General features: G+C 54.0%; 19 protein-coding genes and 1 pseudogene. 4 read left to right on the top strand and 16 right to left on the bottom strand.

Translation table 11 applies throughout. The features are described 5' to 3' along the window. Positions 1 to 14: 14 nt before the first annotated feature. The 3 genes from SACSAC_RS23615 to SACSAC_RS23625 form a co-directional block, all read right to left on the bottom strand. Positions 15 to 482: an NUDIX hydrolase gene (locus tag SACSAC_RS23615; RefSeq protein WP_037290878.1), complete on the bottom strand. Its 468-nt coding sequence runs from the start codon at positions 480 to 482 to the stop codon at positions 15 to 17. A gap of 28 nt (positions 483 to 510) precedes the next feature. Continuing rightward, the gene (locus SACSAC_RS23620) at positions 511 to 996 is read right to left on the bottom strand and encodes an 8-oxo-dGTP diphosphatase (RefSeq protein WP_037290879.1); all 486 of its coding nucleotides are present in this window, start codon (positions 994 to 996) and stop codon (positions 511 to 513) included. Between the two features lie 253 nt (positions 997 to 1,249). Beyond that, entirely contained in the window at positions 1,250 to 2,257 is a 1,008-nt protein-coding gene (locus SACSAC_RS23625; protein WP_037290881.1) for an ABC transporter substrate-binding protein, read from the bottom strand. Between the two features lie 316 nt (positions 2,258 to 2,573). On the opposite strand from SACSAC_RS23625, the gene SACSAC_RS23630 reads away from it, so the two are divergent. Beyond that, a complete protein-coding gene (locus SACSAC_RS23630; RefSeq protein WP_037290882.1) occupies positions 2,574 to 4,424 on the top strand; it encodes a helix-turn-helix domain-containing protein in 1,851 nt (616 codons plus the stop codon). A gap of 15 nt (positions 4,425 to 4,439) precedes the next feature. Here SACSAC_RS23630 and SACSAC_RS23635 read toward each other — a convergent pair whose 3' ends face one another. The 4 genes and pseudogenes from SACSAC_RS23635 to SACSAC_RS23650 all read right to left on the bottom strand — a co-directional run bounded on the left by SACSAC_RS23635 (position 4,440) and on the right by SACSAC_RS23650 (position 8,749). Then, on the bottom strand, positions 4,440 to 4,976 hold the full coding sequence (locus SACSAC_RS23635) for a hypothetical protein (RefSeq protein WP_037290884.1): 537 nt from the start codon (positions 4,974 to 4,976) through the stop codon (positions 4,440 to 4,442). A gap of 4 nt (positions 4,977 to 4,980) precedes the next feature. Beyond that, positions 4,981 to 5,410: pseudogene (locus SACSAC_RS23640) on the bottom strand (VOC family protein). A 43-nt stretch (positions 5,411 to 5,453) separates the two neighbouring features. Next, positions 5,454 to 5,912 carry an HIT family protein gene (locus SACSAC_RS23645; protein ID WP_037290885.1) on the bottom strand — a complete coding sequence of 153 codons (459 nt, stop codon included), beginning with the start codon at positions 5,910 to 5,912 and terminating at the stop codon, positions 5,454 to 5,456. 128 nt (positions 5,913 to 6,040) lie between these two features. Continuing rightward, on the bottom strand, positions 6,041 to 8,749 hold the full coding sequence (locus SACSAC_RS23650; RefSeq protein WP_037290886.1) for a glycoside hydrolase family 78 protein: 2,709 nt from the start codon (positions 8,747 to 8,749) through the stop codon (positions 6,041 to 6,043). A 205-nt stretch (positions 8,750 to 8,954) separates the two neighbouring features. Here SACSAC_RS23650 and SACSAC_RS23655 point away from each other — a divergent pair, with 205 nt between their 5' ends. Further along, the gene (locus tag SACSAC_RS23655; protein WP_037290887.1) at positions 8,955 to 9,821 is read left to right on the top strand and encodes an AraC family transcriptional regulator; all 867 of its coding nucleotides are present in this window, start codon (positions 8,955 to 8,957) and stop codon (positions 9,819 to 9,821) included. A 12-nt stretch (positions 9,822 to 9,833) separates the two neighbouring features. Here SACSAC_RS23655 and SACSAC_RS23660 read toward each other — a convergent pair whose 3' ends face one another. The 7 genes from SACSAC_RS23660 to SACSAC_RS23690 all read right to left on the bottom strand — a co-directional run bounded on the left by SACSAC_RS23660 (position 9,834) and on the right by SACSAC_RS23690 (position 14,201). Then, the gene (locus SACSAC_RS23660; protein WP_037290888.1) at positions 9,834 to 10,322 is read right to left on the bottom strand and encodes a cysteine hydrolase family protein; all 489 of its coding nucleotides are present in this window, start codon (positions 10,320 to 10,322) and stop codon (positions 9,834 to 9,836) included. Between the two features lie 220 nt (positions 10,323 to 10,542). Further along, positions 10,543 to 11,103, bottom strand: coding sequence for an ATP-binding protein (locus SACSAC_RS23665; protein ID WP_037290889.1), 561 nt, complete (start codon positions 11,101 to 11,103; stop codon positions 10,543 to 10,545). A gap of 41 nt (positions 11,104 to 11,144) precedes the next feature. Then, a complete protein-coding gene (locus SACSAC_RS23670) occupies positions 11,145 to 11,501 on the bottom strand; it encodes a glyoxalase superfamily protein (protein WP_037290890.1) in 357 nt (118 codons plus the stop codon). A gap of 29 nt (positions 11,502 to 11,530) precedes the next feature. After that, positions 11,531 to 12,283, bottom strand: coding sequence for a hypothetical protein (locus SACSAC_RS23675; protein ID WP_037290891.1), 753 nt, complete (start codon positions 12,281 to 12,283; stop codon positions 11,531 to 11,533). A gap of 512 nt (positions 12,284 to 12,795) precedes the next feature. After that, positions 12,796 to 13,068 (bottom strand): hypothetical protein, encoded by a 273-nt coding sequence (locus SACSAC_RS23680; RefSeq protein WP_037290893.1) that lies wholly within the window; start codon positions 13,066 to 13,068, stop codon positions 12,796 to 12,798. A gap of 78 nt (positions 13,069 to 13,146) precedes the next feature. Further along, the gene (locus SACSAC_RS23685; RefSeq protein WP_037290895.1) at positions 13,147 to 13,695 is read right to left on the bottom strand and encodes a GrpB family protein; all 549 of its coding nucleotides are present in this window, start codon (positions 13,693 to 13,695) and stop codon (positions 13,147 to 13,149) included. A gap of 35 nt (positions 13,696 to 13,730) precedes the next feature. Then, positions 13,731 to 14,201, bottom strand: coding sequence for a hypothetical protein (locus tag SACSAC_RS23690; RefSeq protein WP_037290897.1), 471 nt, complete (start codon positions 14,199 to 14,201; stop codon positions 13,731 to 13,733). 244 nt (positions 14,202 to 14,445) lie between these two features. Between SACSAC_RS23690 and SACSAC_RS23695 the strand changes: the two genes are divergently transcribed. Continuing rightward, entirely contained in the window at positions 14,446 to 16,494 is a 2,049-nt protein-coding gene (locus tag SACSAC_RS23695; protein ID WP_245608683.1) for a Na+/H+ antiporter, read from the top strand. 319 nt (positions 16,495 to 16,813) lie between these two features. On the opposite strand, the gene SACSAC_RS23700 is transcribed toward SACSAC_RS23695, so the two are convergent. Together SACSAC_RS23700 and SACSAC_RS23705 are read right to left on the bottom strand one after the other, a co-directional pair. Then, complete coding sequence (locus SACSAC_RS23700; protein WP_037290898.1) at positions 16,814 to 19,021, bottom strand: alpha-galactosidase; 2,208 nt, start codon at positions 19,019 to 19,021, stop codon at positions 16,814 to 16,816. 305 nt (positions 19,022 to 19,326) lie between these two features. After that, a complete protein-coding gene (locus SACSAC_RS23705) occupies positions 19,327 to 20,667 on the bottom strand; it encodes a glycoside hydrolase family 30 protein (RefSeq protein ID WP_037290899.1) in 1,341 nt (446 codons plus the stop codon). 100 nt (positions 20,668 to 20,767) lie between these two features. On the opposite strand from SACSAC_RS23705, the gene SACSAC_RS23710 reads away from it, so the two are divergent. Next, a complete protein-coding gene (locus tag SACSAC_RS23710; protein WP_245608684.1) occupies positions 20,768 to 21,706 on the top strand; it encodes a helix-turn-helix transcriptional regulator in 939 nt (312 codons plus the stop codon). Positions 21,707 to 21,757: the final 51 nt, after the last annotated feature.

Raw genomic sequence — 21,757 nt, forward strand, 5'->3', positions numbered from 1 at the left:
CCCCCTATTTTGCCTTAGTCTTCGCTGTTCGACCGTCTGCTCAAGTACGTATTCAATGCAGGCCGATCGGCCGGGTTCCACTCATGCACGGGCGGCAGCGCATCAACAGGGAAAAAATGCAATTCCGAGCCTTCTTCTCCGTCCGCAAAAGCTTCTCCCTGAGCATCCCGACAGCAATAAGCCGCGATTACATTATGTACTTCATCCCCGTTGGGATACCGATAATACAGCCCTTCGCCGGAAAAAATCTCCAGCAGCTCCAACTTGCCCGCTGCAAGCCCCGTCTCCTCCAACAGCTCGCGCCTCGCCACCTGTTCCATCGACTCGCCGGGCTCAAGCGCTCCGCCGGGGAGTCCCCAGAAGCCGTTGTCCGTCCTTTTTTGCAGTAAAATCGCCCCGCCTCGTTCCACGATCACGCACGCGCCGGCCATGATTAACGGTCGGTTGCCGACCAGCTTGCGCAACTCCGCGATATAGCCCATTTTCCCACCCGCTTCTTCTTTTAAATGCTTACGTCCGCTTCACGGTTTCTTTCAATGTCGTATCCGTCTCCTGATCGTAAACGGCATACACCTCAAATGTGCCTTCGTCGAAAAAGAATGACAATCGCAGCTTGAACCAGTCCTGCATCGGATAGGTTGCCGCTTCGTTGATCGGAACCCATTTCAATTCGCCTTCCGGCGGATTTTCCAATAACTCTCCTTCAAATTCTTCCGCTACGTAATTGAACACCATGTACCGGAAATGTTGCTTGGGATCGACGAATTCGTCCAGCCCTTTGTAAATCAGATTACGCACGGTCAAGCCGGTTTCTTCCAATACTTCGCGCGCCGCGCCTTCGGTCAGGCTTTCGGGGAAGTCCACCTTGCCGCCCGGCGCGATCCAACCCGGAAATCCTTTTTCGGCCGGACGGTTCATCAACAGCACCCGATCCCCGTCACGTACCAAACACATCGTGTACAGCGCAACTTTCAGTTCGGATTGTACAGCAGACATGAGTCGAGTCCTTCTTTCTGTCAACGAGTGTGCTTTGCGTTTCGTTGTTCGTTTATTTTTTTGCCGCACAAACGGCTCTTCATACTTAAGGAACCGCTGCATGATCGGGATGTATTCGGCATCTCTTCGTTCGTCTACGTTCCCCTCTCCATGACTTTTATTCCCATCGTACCACTTCTGACGGCGTAAAAAAACAGACCTTCGCCGCGCGGCGAAAGTCTGTTTTTTAGACGTATCAACCGGAACCGGTCGATCACTGTTCGGCTTTGGCGACGATCAGATCGGCCATGTCTTCGGCTTGAAGAATAGCGGTGAACGGATCGGCCGTGAAGTACTTCCGCAGATCCAGTTCGATGCGGCGATCGTTTTTGACCGCGTCGAGCTGCGACCAGACTTTTTGCAGCCGCTGCGGCTCGGCGGCTTCGTCCGTCAGTTCCAGCAGATAAGTACCGACGTATTCGTCGAAGACTTCCCAACTGATCACGGAGCTTTCTTCGCCTTTGTCGATGATTTGGCTCTGCACGTCTTCGTCGGGTTTCAGACCCAACAGCTTGTACAAAGCACTTCCGCCGCGGTTTTCCGAATTCCCGAGCACCAGCACGCCGCCTTCCCAGTTGTAATCGACCAGCGTAAACGTATCTTCGGGAGACACCGCGGCTTGAACCTTTGCCCGAGCCGCTTGAAGCCGTTTGTCGAAGTCGGCGTTCCAGGCAGCGGCTTCGTCTTGCCGGTTCAAATATTCGCCCAGCGCGGTGATTTGGTCCTGCATGGTCTCGTACTGCGATGTATCGAACACCAGCGTCGGAGCGACTTTGCTGTAGGCTTCGTATTTGTCGGCCGAGAACGTGATAATCAGATCCGGCTGCACGGCCGTCAGCTGCTCCAATGATATCGCGTTATGGTCGCCGAGATCGGCTACGGTATCGGGAATCGATTCGCGCAGGAATTTGCCGTATTCGAGCAAGGTATGCGGAATCGCGATCGGCGTGATATCCAGCGCAAGCAGATGGCCGACGTTCCAATCGGCGACGATTCGCTGCGGATTCGCAGGCAGTTCAATCTCACCGACCGCCGTGTCCACTTTGCGCATGCCGCCTTCTTCGGAAGCCGTATGTTCAGTTGCTTCTGCCGGGTCTGCTGCCGTCGCCGCTTCCGTCGAAGCCTGCGCCTCCCGATTGCCGCCGCCCGAGCAAGCTGCCAATATCATAACCGATACCAGCATAATAACGAACAAAAGCCCCCATTTGCTTGTTTGTCTCATCTTTTTGTTTGATCCCCTTTCAATCTTTGCCTGTAGGTATCCGACACTCTATTGAGAATCGTTTTCATTAACTTGTCCCAGTATAAATTCCTCGACTGCGCGGGACAATATCTAAAAAAGAAATACGGCATACCCGATTCGGCAATTTACGCTTACCTATTGAGTTGAGAATCGTTATCAATTAAAATAAGCAGATAGCAAAAATGACTCGGCAGATCCGGGGCGTGTCCGCAAACTTCGCCGACGGCAAAAGACGCACGTCGCTGAGTTGGCCTGCGCGCCCTAAGAAACGCTGCAAAGAAAAGGGGAACTACCTATGCCCGATACGCCCTCGGCGGATCGTTTGATCCGGGATTGGAGCGGATTGCCGGCCAGATTGCTGGATGTCAGGTTCAAAAGATTGGAAGCGGAAGAAAGGTTTCGCTTCGGCGGCTCTTCCTCGGCCGCGTTCGTGCTTGTCTCAAGCGGAAAAGGGCATCTGACTCTCGGCAAGGAAACGGCCTACTCTTTCGACGGAGCTTATGCGATACATGTCTCTTGCCGTTCGGAGCTTGCGCTCACCGCCGAGCACGAGACGGAGTTGTATCTATTCGACTATGCGTTTCCCGGCACGGACTGCATGAACGAATATTCGAAGGAGTCGGCGGATCTGGCATTCACGCCTTCGGATCTACTGGAGTTGAAGCGTTCGTTCGATCTTTTGTTGGCGCAATGGCACAGACTGAAAGCGTTGGATCAGCTTCGATTGACGTCGCATTTGTATGAATCGGTACATATTTTTCTTAAGCAGCAGCAGGAATCGGAGAAAAATAAAACGGCAAATCCCGCAGACCGACGCGTTCTGCGGGCCTTGAGATACATGATCGGGCATCTGTCGCGAACCGTTACGCTCGCCGAACTTGCGGAAACGGCAGGCTGCGGAACTCGAAGGCTTTCCCAACTGTTCCGCGAACGGTTCGAGCGCTCGCCGCTTCAAGTATTGATCGGGATCCGAATGCGGCAGGCGAAAAAAGACTTGAAGAGCACATCCGCGAACTTGCAGCAAATCGCCGAACAAGTCGGGTATGCCAACGCCTATTCCTTCAGCCGTCAATTCAAGCAAAGCTGCGGCCTCTCGCCGGAGCAGTATCGCAGGTCGGATGCCTCGGTACACCGGCTCGGCGAATCCGATTCGACGTCCGCGTCGGCGGCCGCCCGCTTGCTGAGCGATCTGCAAGCAGCCGAAAATATCGGACGCGAGGCTGCTTGTCTTCCCGCAGCCGAAGTCCGGACGAAACATTCCTCTCCCCCGATCGGTGCTCCGGCTGTTTTTATTCCGGGACCGACCCGGACCGTCAGTACCGTCATGGGCAATATCGAAGTTCCCGACCGCCCTCGGCGCATCGTCACGGACTGGAGCATCGGGCATCTGCTGGCACTGGGCGAGCAGCCGATCGGCGCGCCTTCCACGCTCACGGACAACGGCGGGCTGCTTGATGCGTATTGGAAAGCGGCTCCTGCGGATATCGGGAGACATAATGAAATTTCGTATGCGCGCATTATCGAACTGGATCCGGATCTGATCTTGACCTGGAATCGGGAAGCTTATGCTTCTTACGCCAGAATTGCGCCTACGCTTGTCTTCGAGTCTGATCATTGCGGCGGAATGGAAAACGAAATGCATCGGCTGGGTCAGTGGATCGGACGCAAAAAAGAAGCCGAAGCCTGGATACGCCAGGCTCGGCTGCGTACGTATAATCTGCGAAGCCGATTGGCCGCGCGTTTCGCGAAGCCCGCGACGTTCACGTTGGCCGATCCGTATTGGTGCGACGCGCAGGTTACGTTGATCGGCAACGCGGCGTATCGCGGAGGGCGTGCCGTTTATGACCGACTGAATCTGTCTTCGCCTTCTTCCTTAAGACGCATGCTCGCCGGCAGCGGGCAGGACTCGGCTCGCGTCGGAGAATCCGAGTTGGAAGCCAATCTGGGCGAATGGGTGCTGGTCATGAATTATGACGCTTCGCATAATCTGACTTCGGCGCCGCAGTGGAATCGCGAAGCCGTCGCGCGGCGGCACCGGATCGTCGACCTGCCGTGGAATCGCTATTTCCAATCCGATCCGCTCTCGTCGCTGCTTCAAGCCGAAGAATTGACGCAGATGCTGGATCGACCGTTTTCGCCGTTTTGAGCTTTTTCTATCGGATCAGATCAAAGACCCGTAAGCTCCGTTCGTCAGCTCCCGCAATTCTTGCTGCGCCGCGTCGTTGCAAAAAACGACGGTAACCGTCTGATCTTGAACATGGTGAACGAATCGTTGATCGGTTCCTTGCACGATATTTTGCACGCTTCCGAACACGAACAGATCGATCCAATCGCCTTGGTTCATCGCGGATAATTCATGCGTTTTTCCTTCATATACGAAAGAAATACGCGTAGCGCTTTCAGTCGGATCGAATTTGCCGTGCAGATCGGAAATTTGAATGCGCCCTTCCGACAATCCGATCATGCTGGTGATATATTCTTCGTAGACATCCGACCCTTCCGCGCTTTCGAGATCAAACGTCCAAATATTCGCGGATAAACTAAACATGCCGAGTTCGGCCAACAAGCGCGTATACGGCTCTTCTTCGTAATAAGCCGATCCGTTGATTCCCGTCAGTTCCAGCACTTTTTCTTTGGGCTTCTTGAATGTGATGCCCAAATCGGCAAGCTTGTCCAGCTGTTGTTCCAAGGTTAGCATAGGCTCACTCCTTCATACGAAGCATAATTGGATGATCGTCGTTCAATTGCAGCAGATCCCACAGATTTCCGTACAGGTCTTTGAATACCGCCACGGTTCCGTAAGAGTCTTCTTTCGGTTCGCGGACAAATTCGATTCCGTTCGCGACCATCTCCCGATAATCGCGCCAGAAGTCGTCCGTGTTCAAAAATAGAAATACCCGTCCGTCCGCCCGCCTGATTTCCGACAAACGGCTCCTGCTCGGGCTTGGACGCGCGGGCCAGCAGCAGCGTCGTGCCCGCCGATCCCGGAGGCGCGACGACGACCCAGCGCTTGTCCTGCTCCGGCTGGTAGATGTCTTCCACCAGCGTAAAATGCAGCTTTTTCGTGTAAAACTCGATCGCTTCGTCATAATCGTTCACGACGAGCGCGATATGTACGATGGATTGGATCATGATGGTTTCCTCCTGCAAAACGGAACACGCCCGCTGTTTTGTCCTATTGTACCACTCCCATCCGCTTCAATTCCTCTTGCAGCACTCTTTTCAACTCGGCCAATTCGTCTTCCGTCGGTCTGACCTCGTCGGCGTACATCTCTTCGCGATTCGTCCACCAGACGGGATGCCGCGGGTTCGGTTCGCTGAGCCTGCGGGGAAAAAGATGCCAGTGCAGATGCGCGTCCCCGTTACCGAGCAGCTCGTAGTTCATCTTGTCGGCTCCGAAAGCACGCTGCACCGCCTCGGCGACCTCGCTCATTTCGACCAAATACTTCGCTTTGAACATCGGGTCCAGCAAATGCAGCTCGCTCACATGCTCTTTGCATAGAAACAACGTGTAGCCTTTGAAATACTGATGATCCCCTATCACGATATACCCGGTTTCAAGTTCCGCCACCAAATAAGGATTGTTTCCCGCCTTGATATCCTCGATCCGACTGCAAATCAAACATTCTTCCATATTCGTCCTCCTTGTTCTTCTCATGCTCCACTACCCTTCGACTTTTCGTTCTGCCCTACCTGCTCCAACCGTATAAAAAAAGGACGTTACCGCTTTTTACGCGGCAGCGTCCTTTACTTGGACAATATTCAGCTTACTTTCACCGCGTATCGGCCCGAACCGAGTTCAAGCACGAGAGTTCCGTCCTCATATCGGCGCGACTCTGTTCCTAACACTTCCGCCGGATCGCGTTCATCCACTTTGACCTTTTTCCCGTCGGTATCCGGCAATCGCAGCTCAACTGTCGTGTTCGGCGGCAGTTCGATCTCGTACACCACCTCGCCGTTTTCCCGCTTGGTCCAGCCGCTGACGATTTTGCCGTACGGTGAATCGTACTGCGCGCGCGCATACGTCAAGCCGGAATCCGGATTCGGACGCAGCACGATACGCTTGTAGCCGGGGATTTGCTCATCCAGATCCAACCCTGCGACCGCCCGGTACAGCCAATCGCCGATCGCGCCGTACGCGTAATGGTTGTACGAATTCATGGCGTCGCTCCAAAACGAGCCGTCCGGCTTGATGCCGTCCCAGTGTTCCCAGATCGTCGTCGCGCCCTGATGAATCGAATACAGCCAAGACGGATACTCTTCCTGCTGCACGAGCTGCACCGCGATATCGTGGTAGCCGTTTTCGGACAGCACATGGCACAAATACGGCGTTCCGACGAATCCGGTGGTGAGGTGCATCTTTTCCCCGCGTACCGATTCGGCCAACGCATCCGCCACCTGCCGCTTCGTCTCGCCTTGAACGAGATCGAACATCAGCGCCAGCACGTACGAAGTCTGCGTATGCCCGGCCAGGCGGCCGTTCGGCGTGACGAATTCGTCGGCGAACGCCTGAACGATGCGGCCGTGCAGGTCTTCGTAGTTGCGCGCATCGTCGCTTTTGCCCAGAATGGCCGCGGTCTTGGCGACCAACGAAGTCGAATAGGCGAAAAAGGCCGTGGCGATCAGATCGCTGGGGGTCGCGCCGACGTAGCTATTTTCTTTCGCGTCCAGTCCGAGCCAGTCGCCGTAATGGAATCCGTTGTTCCACAGCAGCTCCTGATCGCCTTGCGCCCGGATATACTCGACCCAACCCGTCATGCTGTCGTATTGCTCTTCCAGAATGCGCGTATCGCCGTAACACTGGTAGATCGTCCACGGGCAAATGACCGCCGCGTCTCCCCAAGCAGACGACGAATGGTGCGATTCCTCCATGATGGACGGAATGACGGACGGAACCCCACCGTCTTCGCGCTGATCCGCCGACAGATCTTTGAGCCATTTGGCGAAAAACGGTGCGACGCCGTAATTGAACGCGGCCGTGCGGATAAACACCTGCGCGTCGCCCGTCCAGCCCAGCCGCTCGTCGCGCTGAGGGCAGTCGGTCGGCACGTCGAGGAAATTGCCGCGCTGCCCCCAAACAATATTTTGCTGAAGACGGTTAAGCAGCGGATTCGAACACTCGAAAAAGCCGGCAGGCTGCATGTCCGTATGAATGACCTCCCCGACGAAATCTTCGAGATTGATCGGTTCGGGGAACCCTTCGAGACGCACGTAGCGGAAGCCCTGAAACGAGAAGGACGACCGGTACGTTTCCGTTCCTTCGCCGCGGCATGTATAGACGATCTCCTGCCGCGCCGAGCGCAGGTTGCCCGTATAGAAGTTGCCCGCCTGATCGAGCACCTCGGCGTGATGCAGCTTCACCGTCGTTCCGGCGGGAGCTTTGACCGAAAACGCCATGCGGCCGACCATGTTTTGTCCCAGATCCAGTACCGTTTCGCCCGCGGGCGTACGGATGACGGAGACCGGCTTGAGGCGTTCGGTGACTTTGATCCGTTCGCTCTGCTCGCCGATCAGGCTATGTTTCGGATGCTCCAACGTCTCGACGTTTTTCCACTCGGCATCGTCGTAAGCATGCATGCTCCAACCTGCCTGTTCCAGCCGCGCGTCGTACGTCTCGCCGTCGTACAGGTTGGCCGTGAGACTCGGACCGATTAAGGCTGTCCAGCCGTCTCTGCCGCTGGCGACGATCTGCTTGGTGCCGTCCTCGTAGCCGATATGCAGCTCCAGCAGCAGCGCGCGGCGGTCGCCGTACAGTTTGCCGCGCTCGGTCCAGCCGTAACGCCCGATATACCAGCCGTCCGCAAGCGCCGCGCCGATCGCGTGACTGTCGCCTTCTTCCGCTGCGCCGTTCAACTGCTGCGTCACGTCGTAAGCCTGCACCTGAAGCCGCTGATCATAGCTGGTCCAGCCCGGCGCGTACAAGCTGTCTCCGACGCGGCGACCGTCAAGCTCCAGTTCGTAGATGCCCAGCGCCGTCGCGAAAATCGTCGCCCGTTCCACTTTTTTTTCGCTCAATCGGAACGTACGGCGCAGCAGATAGGTCTCGCTTGCCTGCGGATCGATCTCGCCGGAAGCCGGCGTGATCCAATCGGCGCTCCAGTCTTCCGCGCTTGGCAGGCCGGTCTCCCAATAGGCGGTATCGCTCCACGGCGAAACTTCTTCCTGTTCGTCCCAGACCTGCACCCGGTATAGATACCGCTGCGCGGATTCCGTTTCCTCCCCCGCGTATTCGACATGGACGCTTTCGTCCGATTCCACGCGGCCGCTGTCCCACGCCAGAAGATCGCGGCTCTCCGCCGTCTCCCAATCCGCGGGACCGACGCTTTTCGCGACCTGCACGCGATAGGCTATCTGACGCGCGCCGCGGCGGTCGGTTTTCAGTTTCCAGCCGAAGCGAGGACGGCTAACCGTCAGTCCCAGCGGATTTTTCAAATATTCGCAGCGCAGTTCCGTCACCATCGTTGAACGCATAATCCTGATTCCTCCCGTTGTTTGAATTCGATTGTTTGGACTGATTCGTCGATCTTCAGGTCCATTGTAGTCAAATAAGAGAAAGAATAACGGGGCCGATTCAGACAAAATGATAGGTGGATATGGACAATTACAGCGGAAAAAGAGTAGGATCGACGCATGGAGGCAGAAACCTTTTACAAGGCAAAAAGAGGAGGGAAAAGAAATGAAGCGCATCGTGGACCGAATGCTGGGGAGCAGCTACTTTGATGACGGATTGCCGATCTATGTAAACCGGGCATCCGAAAATTTCGATCTTTCCGAGCATACGCACGATTTTATCGAACTGGCGTACATCGCGGAAGGCTCGGGCGTGCATTATATCGGCGAAGAAAGCCTGCGCGTATCGCAAGGCGATGTCTTTTTTATTCCCGTCGGAACGTCGCATGTGTTCCGTCCGTCGGCACCGGGACGCGGACGGGAGCTGATCGTATACAACTGCTTGTTTCCGACGGATTACGTGGAGCGGCTGGAACAGCAATTTCCGGACGCTGCCGCGATGCTGGCTTTTTTCCGCGAACCTCAACGTTCCTGGCTGCGATTGCGCGATCCGGGAGAGTTCAGCGGCTGGTTCAAAGAGCTGTTTCGGGAATATGCGTCGCGCCTGCCGGGCTGCGAAGCCGTGCTTACCTCGCTGATCGTCCGCATGTTGGTGACGCTGCACCGGCAAGCGCAAAGCGAGGCTGCCGTGTCCGGATCGGCAGATACGCCGTTATCCCGTACTTCCGTCGAACACGTCGTGCGTTATATCGAGGAACGGTATGCAGACAATCTGATGTTGCAAGAATTGGCGGCGCAGGTCGGACTTAGCGAACGCCAATTCAGCCGCTTGTTCAATCAGCAGACGGGCATGAACTTCTCGACTTTTTTGCAAAACACGCGCGTGGAAGCCGCCTGCGTGCTGTTGACTTCCTCGCACCGCAGCATTCCCGAGATCGCGGCGGCTGTGGGATATAGCGATATGAAGTTTTTTTATCGGTTATTCAAGCGCAAAACAGGCGAGACGCCGCTAGGGTATCGGAAAAGTCGATGAGCAACGTTCGATTTAGCTCTGAGTCAGCCATTCCGCCGCCGTATACGAGATCAGATTGCGGTCGCGTGAAGCCGCGGCGATCGTATCGTCGTGACGACTGAGCAGACCGTTTTGCAGCAGAACCGGACTATAGCCGCGCTCTATCGCTCCGTTATAAGTGAACAGCACGCAGTGCTCTGCCGCATAACCTGCCAAAATGAGCTTTTCGACGCCTTGCTGAACCAGTACTTCTTCCAGCTCTGTTTTCCAAAACGCATTCGAATATTCCTTGGTCACCATCAGATCGGACGGATCGACAACAATTTCTTCAATCACATCGTAACGTTCTGCCGTCTCTTCGGTCATGCCTTCGATATCGCGAATATGGATAATCGGATGCCCGGCCGCACGCAGCACGCCCGATACGTAATTGATGTACTCGCAGGCGTTGTCGATTTTGCTTTGCGGGACGTCTTTGATATGTTGATATTGAACGTCGATGATCAGAAAAGCGATTTTCATGGGCATAATCTCCTTGGATAGGAATGTGGTTAGAAACTCCGATTTAAAATCCGAAGCACTTCTTGTTTACTTTTCGACATGACCCGCATGATTTCCTCGACCATCGTGTCATCGAATCGAATTTCCGTATCGGTCTTTTTCAAGGTATTAATGGATATCGTTCGCTGCGTCCTAAGTAACCGTTCCCAATTAATTGTTTGACATGTTCCGACGGCTTTCTTTACATCTGCGAAGCCAAATCCACAATTCGGTCCAACACTGCCTCAAGCTCCGCCGAATCCGTCACGGTCAGCACATAATCCGCTTCATGTTCCGACGGCGCTGACAGATTCGGATCATCCGACTGTTTTTGCTGTCGCAACAATACTTCTTCGAAGCTGGATGCACTGCGGAATATTGCTTTGCTGCGCGTGCTGTTTCGAACCCGCTCCATCAGCAATGCATCCGGCAGATCGAAATAAACCATCACCGCAGTAAACCCCTGTTTTCGAAAGTTCTCCAAAATTTGCGTGCGCTCCGTACGGCCCCGGTTAGCATTGCATAGAATCAGATGCGAATCGGTCTGCTTCGCCGCATGCTCCACGATCACTTGCGTAACCTTATGCTTAAGCGTATTTTCGCCGGAGGTAGGCACGATCTTGCGATAATACGTGTTGATGAACCCGGAATGATTGTCCTGATCGATCACTACCGAGTTTGAGAGACGCTGCTCCAATTTTCGGGCGAATGTCGTTTTCCCGCTATGGGTTTTGCCGATCGTCATAATCAATAAGCGTACCATCCGTCATGCCTTCCTTTCCTACTGTTCTGTCAGGCTTTGCGTTATTCGTAAAAAACGATGCGATTGCCGAACGGGTCGGTCACCGACATTTCCTTCGTCCCCCACGGCTGATCTTCAATTCCCGGACGCGAAAAACGATAAGACTTCGCCGTCAACTCCTGATGCAGCTCAGGCAAATCCTTCACGCCGATCCGCACTGCCGAACCCGGCGTGCAATCCCCGTGATGCTCGGATAGATGCAGCTCGACCGGGCCGCGGGATACCTGAAGATACAGCGGCATGTCCGCTTCGAACCGATGCTCCCAATCCACTTTGAAACCCAGATAACCCACATAGAATTCTTTGGCTTTTTCCTCATCGAAGATTCTTAAAATCGGCGTTGTTCGGTTTAGTTCCATTCGTTATCCCTCCTGTTTGATATTAGCGTTTACGGTTTCTCGACCAATCGCCCGCTCAGCCAAAACGTCCCGCTCAAAATCTCGCCTTCCCGCACTTCCCGTTCGCCAATCAGCCGTTCGTCCGCGACGACGTCGATATCCCCGCCCAGCGTCCGCACGAGCACCCATTGAAAATACGATCCGCTCAGTTCGTTTTTGACCCAGCCTGCACGCAGTACCGTTCCGCTGAACACGGCTGTCGAGACGGCTTCGCCGCCCTGATCGTTTAATCCTGTAGATACGAAATGATGAGCCGGGACAATCTGCGCAGTCAACGATTGGCTGAGTTGGTAATGCTCGTACTCCACTTCGTTGGCAAACAGGTTCAGCTCATGCGCAAAAGCCGCCAATTGAACATGCTGAAGCAGCGGCTGGATCAACGGTCCGTAAGTGTCACGGTCAGGCAGATCGAACACGAACGAATATAATCCTTCTCCCGGCTTGCCCGGTCCGGCCCAAGCATAGAACGTCCCGTCCATCTCGTTGGCGTCTTCGCGCATCACTTCGGCTTCGATCCCGATCTCCATCAGTCCGGCTCCGGTAAAATGCGGGTGCATGCCGATCGCGACGCCTTCGCTGTTAAGCTGAAGCCATAACTCCGCTCCGCCGCCGGCCTCCAACCGAACGTAAGCGCCTTGCTGTGTCTGCATTAATGTTCCGTGCTCGTACGCATAATTCGCAAGCTGCAAAAAATCTTCTTCCTCCTGCATCCGGAATCCCAGCATCGTCATATGATTAATCATTGTAACCCTCCCAAGCGCGGTATGTATTCGTAGCAAGCGTTTTCTGTCTTCTATGCTAGAGGGCGGTGACAGGCAAGTCAAATCGGAAACGGAAGAAATCCGGCCAGCAGCAAAAAGACGACCGCTTTAGCGATCGTTACAGATTGTCGAGAAAGTCGCTTCGGCGCGGGAAGCAAGAAGACTCCGAGAGAAATTCGTTCCGGTCGCGTGTTGAAATCGAGAAAAGGATTGAATTTTTAGCGGAATTTTCTCGATTTCAAAGGCGAACATTCCATTCCTACACTGAATTTCTCTCTCCGTCTCCTTGCTTCCAGCAACGCTAGGTTTTCTCGATCGACATTCTAAGGAAAAACCCGTCACCGTTCCGGCTCAAGATGCCTACATCATTGTTCAAGACTTCTTCGGCATTGAGATCCTGTGCTGGCAATTTCTCTTGGAGTCTTATGGCTTCCCGCATAAGCGTAACTTTCTAGCGCGTCCTATGACAATCGCTATAGCGATCCTCTATCTTTTTATCCGCTGATTCCTAACCAATCGAAAAAACGCATGATCAACACGTATTCGCCTATAATCATCGCTACGGAGATGATCAGCATCAGTTTGACTTGGGCTTCGTTCATTTTATGCTCCCAATAACGACCTTTCCATGCCGCATACCAGCTCGGCGTGTACGTGTCTTTAATCGCCTGATCCATATCGTTACGGTCGCGAAACAAAATGCGGGATAGCAGGTGGACCAGCGGAATGTTGACGGCGAACAAAACAAGCAGCAAAATCCCTTCCATATAATCTCCCCCTCTCTAGGTCTCTACGGTTATGAGAGGAATAAGTTCCTTATTCATCCAAAAAAGAGGGGATGCTATTCAGAAATCGCTTGCCGGCGGTCTCCACCCGGCGTCCTTGCTCCAGCGGCTTGCTTCCTGCATGATTTTCCAAATGATCGGGTCTTTGCCGTCGACGTAAAAGTCGCGCTCATGCGGCGCGGAGTAACGCTCGGCCAAGGCGTGTTTTTCTGCCGCGTATACGCGTCGCCATTTCTCGCTTTGCCTCAGGAAATCTCGGAATAACAAAGCAAATTGCTCCGACCAACTTCCCGCTTCGCGCACATGAATATGGGTCCGGCGCATGCCTTCCGTTTCGCGGAAATAACGCTTGGTCAGATCGGGATTATCCGCCCGGTGGCGATACCCGGCTACTTCGAGCGCGGAACGATATGTCGTCGGCTCCAGAGACTTGACCGAGATTTGAATATCGATCACCGGCTTCGCATCGAGTCCGGGAACAGCCGTCGAACCGATATGATCGATGCGCAGCGCTTCGTCTCCGATCATCTCGCGCAGTTGCTTGGCGATTCCAACGAATTCCGTTTGCCATTTACCGTCATAAGGCACTACGATTACGGCTTCTTTCATCGATTCGTCCCCCTTTTCATCGCATCGTTTTCCCTTCAGATGCCAAAATGAATCACGCAAATTCCGGTCTCCAACGCTTTTTCGGTCACCTCGATCAAATGATCCATTTCCTGAATCAGCTCATGTTTGGGGAACTTCAACTTTTCGTAAAAACCATTCTGCGGATCCGCGCCATCCCAACCGTAATTACCTGTCAGTCCGATTTCTTCAGGTCCTGCGCCGAAAAGACTTTTCCAAGCGATCGCGATTTCTTGAAGTTTGCGAATGTCCTCCGGATGCTGAATCAGCGAAGAGCCGTAATTGTCGAGTCCGTTTCCCCATTGTCCGTTCGGATACTGCGCTCGCAACCATCGGAACGTATCGTACATGTAGTCGAACAGATCATCGTCGATGACCGCCTGCGGCGAGATTACAACCCCGCCTCTCCATACATGGCCTTGCTCCCAACTCAGCCATTCGTGATTCGTATCTTCTTTTTTGCCTGCGATAAATTGGTGATAGGGCATTATGTTTCTCCTCTCTAAATCTACTTTCGCCGTAGTTTGCGTACACGAATTAAATAGACGGGGATAAGCTCTTCAAAGTTGGCTGCGGATTTATCGGGAAAAGTTATCTGTTATGTATTGAACCGGATAGATGAGGATTGAAGATTCCAAGCGTTGCCCGATAGCCCTCGCGATATTTGCAAACACCGTACATTTTCAACTCAATTATATCGTCAGAGGGTATACATTTTCAGGAAAATTGAGTATGTATGAACAGACACGTTACGAATCCCTTATCAGAAAGACGGTGACGCGCTTGGAAATGTTCGAACTTATTTTGTTGATGCTATCGGCGATTGCGCTGTCCAACCTGATCAACCGCTTCGTGCCTTCGGTATCCGTTCCGATTATTCAGATCGCGCTCGGCGTCGGATTGACGTTTTTGCCGATGCATGTCGAGGTTACGCTCAACCCGGAGTTGTTCCTGCTGCTGTTCATCGCGCCGCTGTTGTTCAATGACGGACGCATGACGGATCGGAAATCGTTTTGGAGTTTGCGCAAACCCATTTTGCTTCTGGCGCTTGGGCTGGTATTCGTCACTGTGGCCTCGCTCGGCTATATGCTGAACTGGCTTCTTCCCTCCCTTCCGCTGGCTGCGGCTTTCGCTTTGGCTGCGGCGCTCGCACCGACGGATGCAATCGCGGTCGGAGCGTTGGAAGATAAGGTCGCCATTCCGCATCGGACGATGAAGATCTTGGAAGGCGAATCGCTGATCAACGATGCTTCGGGTCTGGTCTCGTTCCAGTTTGCGGTAGCCGCGATGGTGACCGGAGCATTCTCGATCTGGTCGGCAGGTTTGGCTTTTGTCGGCATTTCGCTTGGCGGCATCGCATTGGGCTTGGTCATGACGTTTTTGAAGCAGCTGTTCGTCATGTGGCTGCGGCGGCTCGGCATGGAGACGGTCAAGCTGCATATGCTGATCGAAGTGCTGACGCCGTTCCTGATTTTCCTGACGGCGGAACAACTCGGAGTCAACGGGATCTTGGCGGCGGTCAGCGCGGGGGTTGCTCACTCGATCGGCTACCGCAAGCTGAACCCGGAAATCGCCAAGCTGAATATCGTTTCCAAAAGCACGTGGTCGGTGATCATTTTCGTGCTGAACGGTCTGGTCTTCCTGCTGCTCGGTACCCAACTGCCGGAGATCGTGCGCACGATCTGGGAAAGCCGGGAAATCAGCAACCTCGAAGCGATCGGCCATTCTCTGCTGCTGACGATTCTGCTACTGGGTATTCGCTTCGTTTGGGTGCTGCTGACCCGGGTGACGGAAGCGAAAGACCATGATGATGAACACGCTCATGCGCAGCCGGGCCGATTCAAAAACGCGCTGATCTTCAGCCTTGCGGGCGTACGCGGCACCATTACGCTTGCGAGTGCGTTATCGCTGCCTTTTTTGCTCGATGACGGCAGCCGTTTCCCCGAACGCCACCTGATCATTTTTCTGGCCGCCGGGGTGATTCTATGGACGTTGCTGGCTGCCAATTATCTGCTTCCTTTATTGATCAAGAACGAGGAAGTACCGGAAAACGAAGATGTACAAGCGGAACTTGCGATTTTACGAGGCGTCGTGGTGGCGCTTAACGATCAGGCGAATACGGAAAACGCTACGGCGGTCAAGATTGTCGCGCATATGTACAATCAGCGTATTTTTAAACTCAAACAAACGTCGCAGCTGGGAGAGTCTCCGCAGACCCTGATGATTCGTACGCTGCAATGGCAAAAAGAATATGCGACGGAAGCGGCACGCAGCCAACACGTCAACCCCTTCGTCGCTTATCGCTTCGTGCGTCAGTTGAATAAGCTTCTGTATCGATCCACTCGGGATAAAAGTTATCTGACCGAGCTTCGACGGCTGCCTCGGGGCAGCGTGAAGCAGCTCCGGCAATTTGTCGATCTATCCGCTGACACATTGAAAGAACGCAGGCGTTCGGAAGAGGTGTTTAAAACAGAGGTTAGCCAACATGTGGTGGATCGGCTTAAAGCACTACTGGCTTCCGGTCAAACGGAAATCGAAGCGGAAGATATTCATGTTGCGCTGCTGCGATATGAGCGGTTCCAGCTTCGCCGGGGAAAAGATTCGGAAGCCCTGGCTGCTCGTCGAAGTTCGGAAGAAGAATTGGATGAGGTGGCTCGGGTGGGGATTCAGCTGGAGCGCGATGAGATTCAGCGGATGTTCGAGAACGGGAAGCTGTCGCGGAACGGGATGAAAGAAATGAAGAATAATTTGTTAGTGATGGAGCATGATTTGAGGGGGTAGGCGGGAGGGGAGACGCTGCGGGAGAAATTCGGTCAAGACGCTGTCTCACCCAGAAATTTGAGATTGGAATGTATTCCAATCTCAAATTTCTGGGTTCAAAGGCGTCTTGACCTGAATTTCTCCCTCCGCTACGACCTTCCGCCGTGGGGGGTTGAAGAGATAAAGAAAGAGCTCTGGGAATCTCGTCCCAGAGCTCTTTCTATTGCGATTATTGATACTTACTGATCTCGATACTTACTAACTCTTATGGTGACTTCATGAGGGTGATTTGCATGGATCTCGTTTTTTTTGAAGATGAAGGGCTGCTTCCTATTAAAGCTTAGGCTTCTTTAATCACGTACAGCACGCTTTGGAAATCGCCGTTGAGCATCGGTAGCGGAAGGCCGAAGTTCATCAGTTCGTCGCCGCCGTAGACTTGGCCGCTTTCGCCTGTGCCGAGGCGTCCTTCGACGGTGTAGCGTTTCAGCGGGTCAAGACCTTTGAGTTTCAGGCGGCGCAGCGGCGCGTTGGGTTCGCCGAGTACGCGGAAGTAAGCGGCGAAAGCTTCGGAACGGTCTTCGGACACGTAAGCCCAAGCGGTATCGTTGCTTTCGAACGGGTTTTTGATCCGGTAGAAGTTGCCGAACTGGATCAGGTTGCGCAGTTCTTTGTATTGTTGAACCTGCGCTTTCACTTCCGTTTTCTCTTCTTCGGTGAATTTCGTCAGATCCAATTCGTAGCCGAAGTTGCCGCTCATGGCGACATGTCCGCGCATTTCGAGCGGCGTGATGCGGCCGACCTGATGGTTCGGAACCGCCGATACGTGCGCGCCCATGCTGCTCGCCGGGTAGACGATGCTGGTTCCGTATTGGATCTTCAGGCGCTCGACCGCGTCGCTGTCGTCGCTCGTCCAAGTCTGAGGCATGTAATAGAGCATGCCCGGATCGAAGCGTCCGCCGCCGCCGGAGCAGCTTTCGAACAGGATATGCGGGAAGCGCGACACGATGCGTTCCAGCACGCTGTACAAGCCGAGCATATAACGGTGAGCCGTTTCGCGCTGGCGGTTGGCTGCCAGCAATTCCGAACCGATCTCGGTCATGTTGCGGTTCATGTCCCATTTTACGTAGGTGATCGGCGCCGATTCCAAGACTTTGGAAACGGAATCGACGATGTAGTCGCAGACGTCCGGTCGCGACAAGTCGAGGATCAGCTGACGGCGCGCTTCCGTCCGGCTGCGGTTCGGCACGTGCAGGCACCATTCCGGATGATTCCGGTACAGTTCGCTGTTCGGGGAAACCATCTCCGGTTCGAACCACAATCCGAATTCCATGCCGGTTGCGGTAATATCGCTCGCGAGTTTGGACAAGCCTTCCGGCAGTTTGCGGGAATCTTCGAACCAATCGCCGAGCGAGCTGTCGTCGCTGTCGCGTTTGCCGAACCAGCCGTCGTCGAGCACGAACAATTCGATCCCCAGTTCTTTGCCCGATGCCGCGATCTCCTTGATTTTATCTGCATTGAAATTAAAGTACGTCGCTTCCCAGTTGTTAACGAGGATCGGACGCGCTTTGTCGCGGAATTCGCCGCGGCTCAGACGGGTGCGGTACAACTTGTGATACGTGCGCGACATGCCGCCGAGTCCTTCCGACGAACGGACCATGACCGCTTCCGGCGCTTGGAACGCTTCGCCTGCTTCGAGTCTCCACTCGAAATCGAACGGCTGGATACCGAGCTGCGCGCGCGTTGTTCCGTACGAATCGACTTCGACTTGTCCGAGGAAACCGCCGCTGTAGACCAGACTCAATCCGTACACTTCGCCGAAGTCCTCGCCCGAATCTTTGGCAAGCAGCGCGATGAACGGGTTTTGGTTATGACTGCTCGATCCGCGTTTGCTGTCGATTCGGTGAATGCCCGGAACCAATTCGCGCTTGTGGATATGACGCTCGCGAATCCATGCGCCGGAAAGCTGCAAGAACTCGAAGTCGCTATGGTTGAAATCTACGCTGGCGCTGAGTGCGCGACCCAGAGCGATGACTTCTTGCCCTTCATTGATGAAACGAACCGAGCGGGTAATGGCGTCCAGCTCGTTGAATACGCTATAGCTCAGCACGACATGCAGACCGGTCAATGCGTCGCGCAAATGCAGGTGCAGCGTCTCGGCTTCCGCGTCATTTTCCACGTAGGTTGCCGGAAGTCCCTCAAGCGCGGGCTTGCCGGATACGATCTCATGACGCTCGTAGGCCAGGCGGCTGATCGTCGTTCCGTCCGTATAACGGGCTTCAAACGCAGGCTCGCGGAAATCGCCGCTGCCGTACGACGGATACTCCTGAGGCAGCGTATCGAGCGAGAATTGCATCGCGTCCGCGCTCAGGTTCGGGTGGAATGAGCAGCGCTCGATCGAAAAAATATGTTTATCGAACGTTTCCTGAGACAACTTGGGTCCCCAGTAGACATGCGCAGGGTGCGCCGACTCGACAAGCTCGATCACGTAACTGGACGCCGCCGATTGCAGATGGAACGTTTGATGTTCGGAATTAAAGAAAATAGGCAAGGGAAAATCCTCCGTTTCGGGCTAAGTTAACGATAAGCGTTATACTGAATCGATAATCCGAGGCTGCCTGATTCGTATCAACGATTGACATGGCATGATCCCAGCTTGATTACCGATAACAATCCCAGTATAAGAGGAAAGCAGGTAAATGGAGAATGTCAGGATGTATGATGTGCATGTCATAAAGCAAGATAAGCACGAAAAACATAAAGCGCTTCCCTCCCCTTCTTGATCCACATGCCAAAAAGCTCCGCAGTAGCGCTTTTCTGCGAAGCTTTTTTCAACCTGCAATTTTGACTTCGATGCTAATCTCGACCGATCACAATAGTATTAAACGAACCCGCCGTCAGTTCAAAACGCAGCGTCTGTCCGTCATGCTCCAAGTTCAATTCCCGACTGTCCGTAAACGAATTGTTCACGATCACCGCGATGCTGCCGTCCGGGTTGCGGAACGCCGTCGCCTTTCCCGTCCACGGCCCTGCAAGTCCGATCCGGTAAGCGCCGGGTACGACGTAACGGGCATAATGCTTCATCACGTAATATTCCGGGTTGAGCGTCAGTTGCCCGCTGTCCGGTTCCGCCGTTGCCATCGAATTCTGCTCCCAACCCCATGTGCTGCGTCCTTTGGGTTCAAGCGTCATATTCCAGTAGATATAGGCGTTCACGCCGTTCGCAAAATAATGCTGGAACAGATTGTACACGTAACGCGCATAGCCCCAACTGTTCAATCCGTCGCCGCATTCGTTTTCCGTTTGCATATAACGCAGTTCGGGATAGCTGGCAACCGTGCGCTGGATCGCATGTTTGCCTGCCCATTGGTACCCGACGCCTTTGATGTGACGATATGCCCGAGGGTCGCTCAGCACGACGGCCGCGTAATCGTCGAAGTCCGTCGTTTTTTTCTTGATCAGCTCTTCCCACGGGTCCGGCGCATTGATCGTTCCGAGCCAAATCTCCGTATCCAGTCCATGCTCCTCGAACGCCGGGCCCAAGTAGTCCGCAATGAACTCCCTCAGCTGCTCGCCCGTCCATACGCAAGAAGGGAATTTCTGATCCGCGATGACCTCGTTTTGCACATGGATCTGGTGAATCGTAATCCCTTCTTCGCGGTACGCCTGCACGAACTTCACGAAATACAGCGCGTATGCCTTCAATATCCCGGGTTCCCAGCGCAGCGTGCCGTAGTTGTAAGCTTTCGGCGTCTTCATCCAGGTCGGCGGGCTCCACGGCGAAGCGAACAGTTTCAGATCGGGATTGTAGCTCAAGGCTTCGCGAATATACGGAATCAAATACTTGAAATCCCTCTCGATCGAAAAATGTTCCATCGCGTAATCGCCGTCATGTTCGTTGTGGCTGTACCATTGCTGCGCGTAGTCGCTTGCCCCGATCGGGAGTCGGCAAATCGCAAAGCGATGCTCGCCTTCCGGATGGAACAACGCGTGCATCAACTGCTGACGATTCTCCTGATCCAAATGCTCCAGAGCCAGATAACCCAATTCGTTAAAGCAACCGCCGAATCCTTCGACCTGTTGAAACCGCTGTCCGGTAAAAGATAAATTGGCGACGCCTTCGCCTTTTTCGTAAGTTCGTTGCTGCCAAGCATTTTGTTCGTCCGTATAAAAATGCTGAATGTTCAGATTGGTCATTTTCACGTTTCCTCCTTGGTCTTGCGCGTCTGCACCAGGTACGTTACAGTCATTATAGCAAGCGTTTTCATAATTGAAGATACGCTAATCCAAGCAAAACTTGCCCAAATCCAAGGTGGTGGACGCAATCGAAATTCCTGAAAATTACCGATCCTATTTGTCTCCGCAATCCAACTGGATGCCCGCGATCGATTGGAACGTAAAGCTGTTCGGCGCGCATACCCAGGAAGTGCCGTACGGCTGGAAGGTTCCCGAAGAGTCACATACGGCATTTGAGCTGATGTTGATCCTGCGCGGCTCTCAGTGCACGAAGCTGGAGCGCATCCAATACGATCTGCTCGAAGGCGATATTCTGCTGGTTCCGCCTGGCGCACGTCATGCGACGGACTGCCGGCAAGCGGAAGGCTTGCACTATTTTATCGCCCATTTCAATCTCGACGATCCGCTGTTCCGGCAAACGATGCGCCGCTGCGGACCGCTTCATTTCCGTTCCGGCAGCGAGGATAACGAACGTCTGAAAGCCACGATGAAAAAATGGGTGCAGCTGATTCACAGCGACGGCCAGTACACCACCGCAGATTTGTTTCGTATTCAGGCAGGTTTGTTCGAGGTGCTGTACCTGCTCGCCGATTATGCTTCGAATCACGCGGAAACGATCGTATCGCCGACGGCCGGACATTACGCGACCTTGATCGCCCAATCGATCAAGTCGGCTTTTTACATGGAAAACGTCCGGGAGCAGAATCTCCAACACGGCGAGATCCGCATCGAACAAATCGCCGCGAATCTCGGCATCAGTTCCGGTTACGCGCTCGAAGTATTCCGTCAGGTGTACGGCACTTCGCCGCGCAGCTATCTGTCGGAACTTAAACTTCATGAAGCGAAGCAGTTAATTCAGCAACCGGATCTCGCCTTCACCGCAATCGCGGCTAGGCTCGGATACTCCACGTTGCCCCATTTCAGCCGGCAGTTTAAGCGCTGGACGGGCATGAGTCCGCGCGAGTACAGGCAGACGTTAGGCCGCGTGAAGCTGATTTGAAGCAACAGGCGAACATTCGGTCATGACAAAAAGCCGCAGATCGCGAATCGG

It is taken from the genome of Saccharibacillus sacchari DSM 19268 (assembly GCF_000585395.1).
Lineage (GTDB): Bacteria > Bacillota > Bacilli > Paenibacillales > Paenibacillaceae > Saccharibacillus > Saccharibacillus sacchari.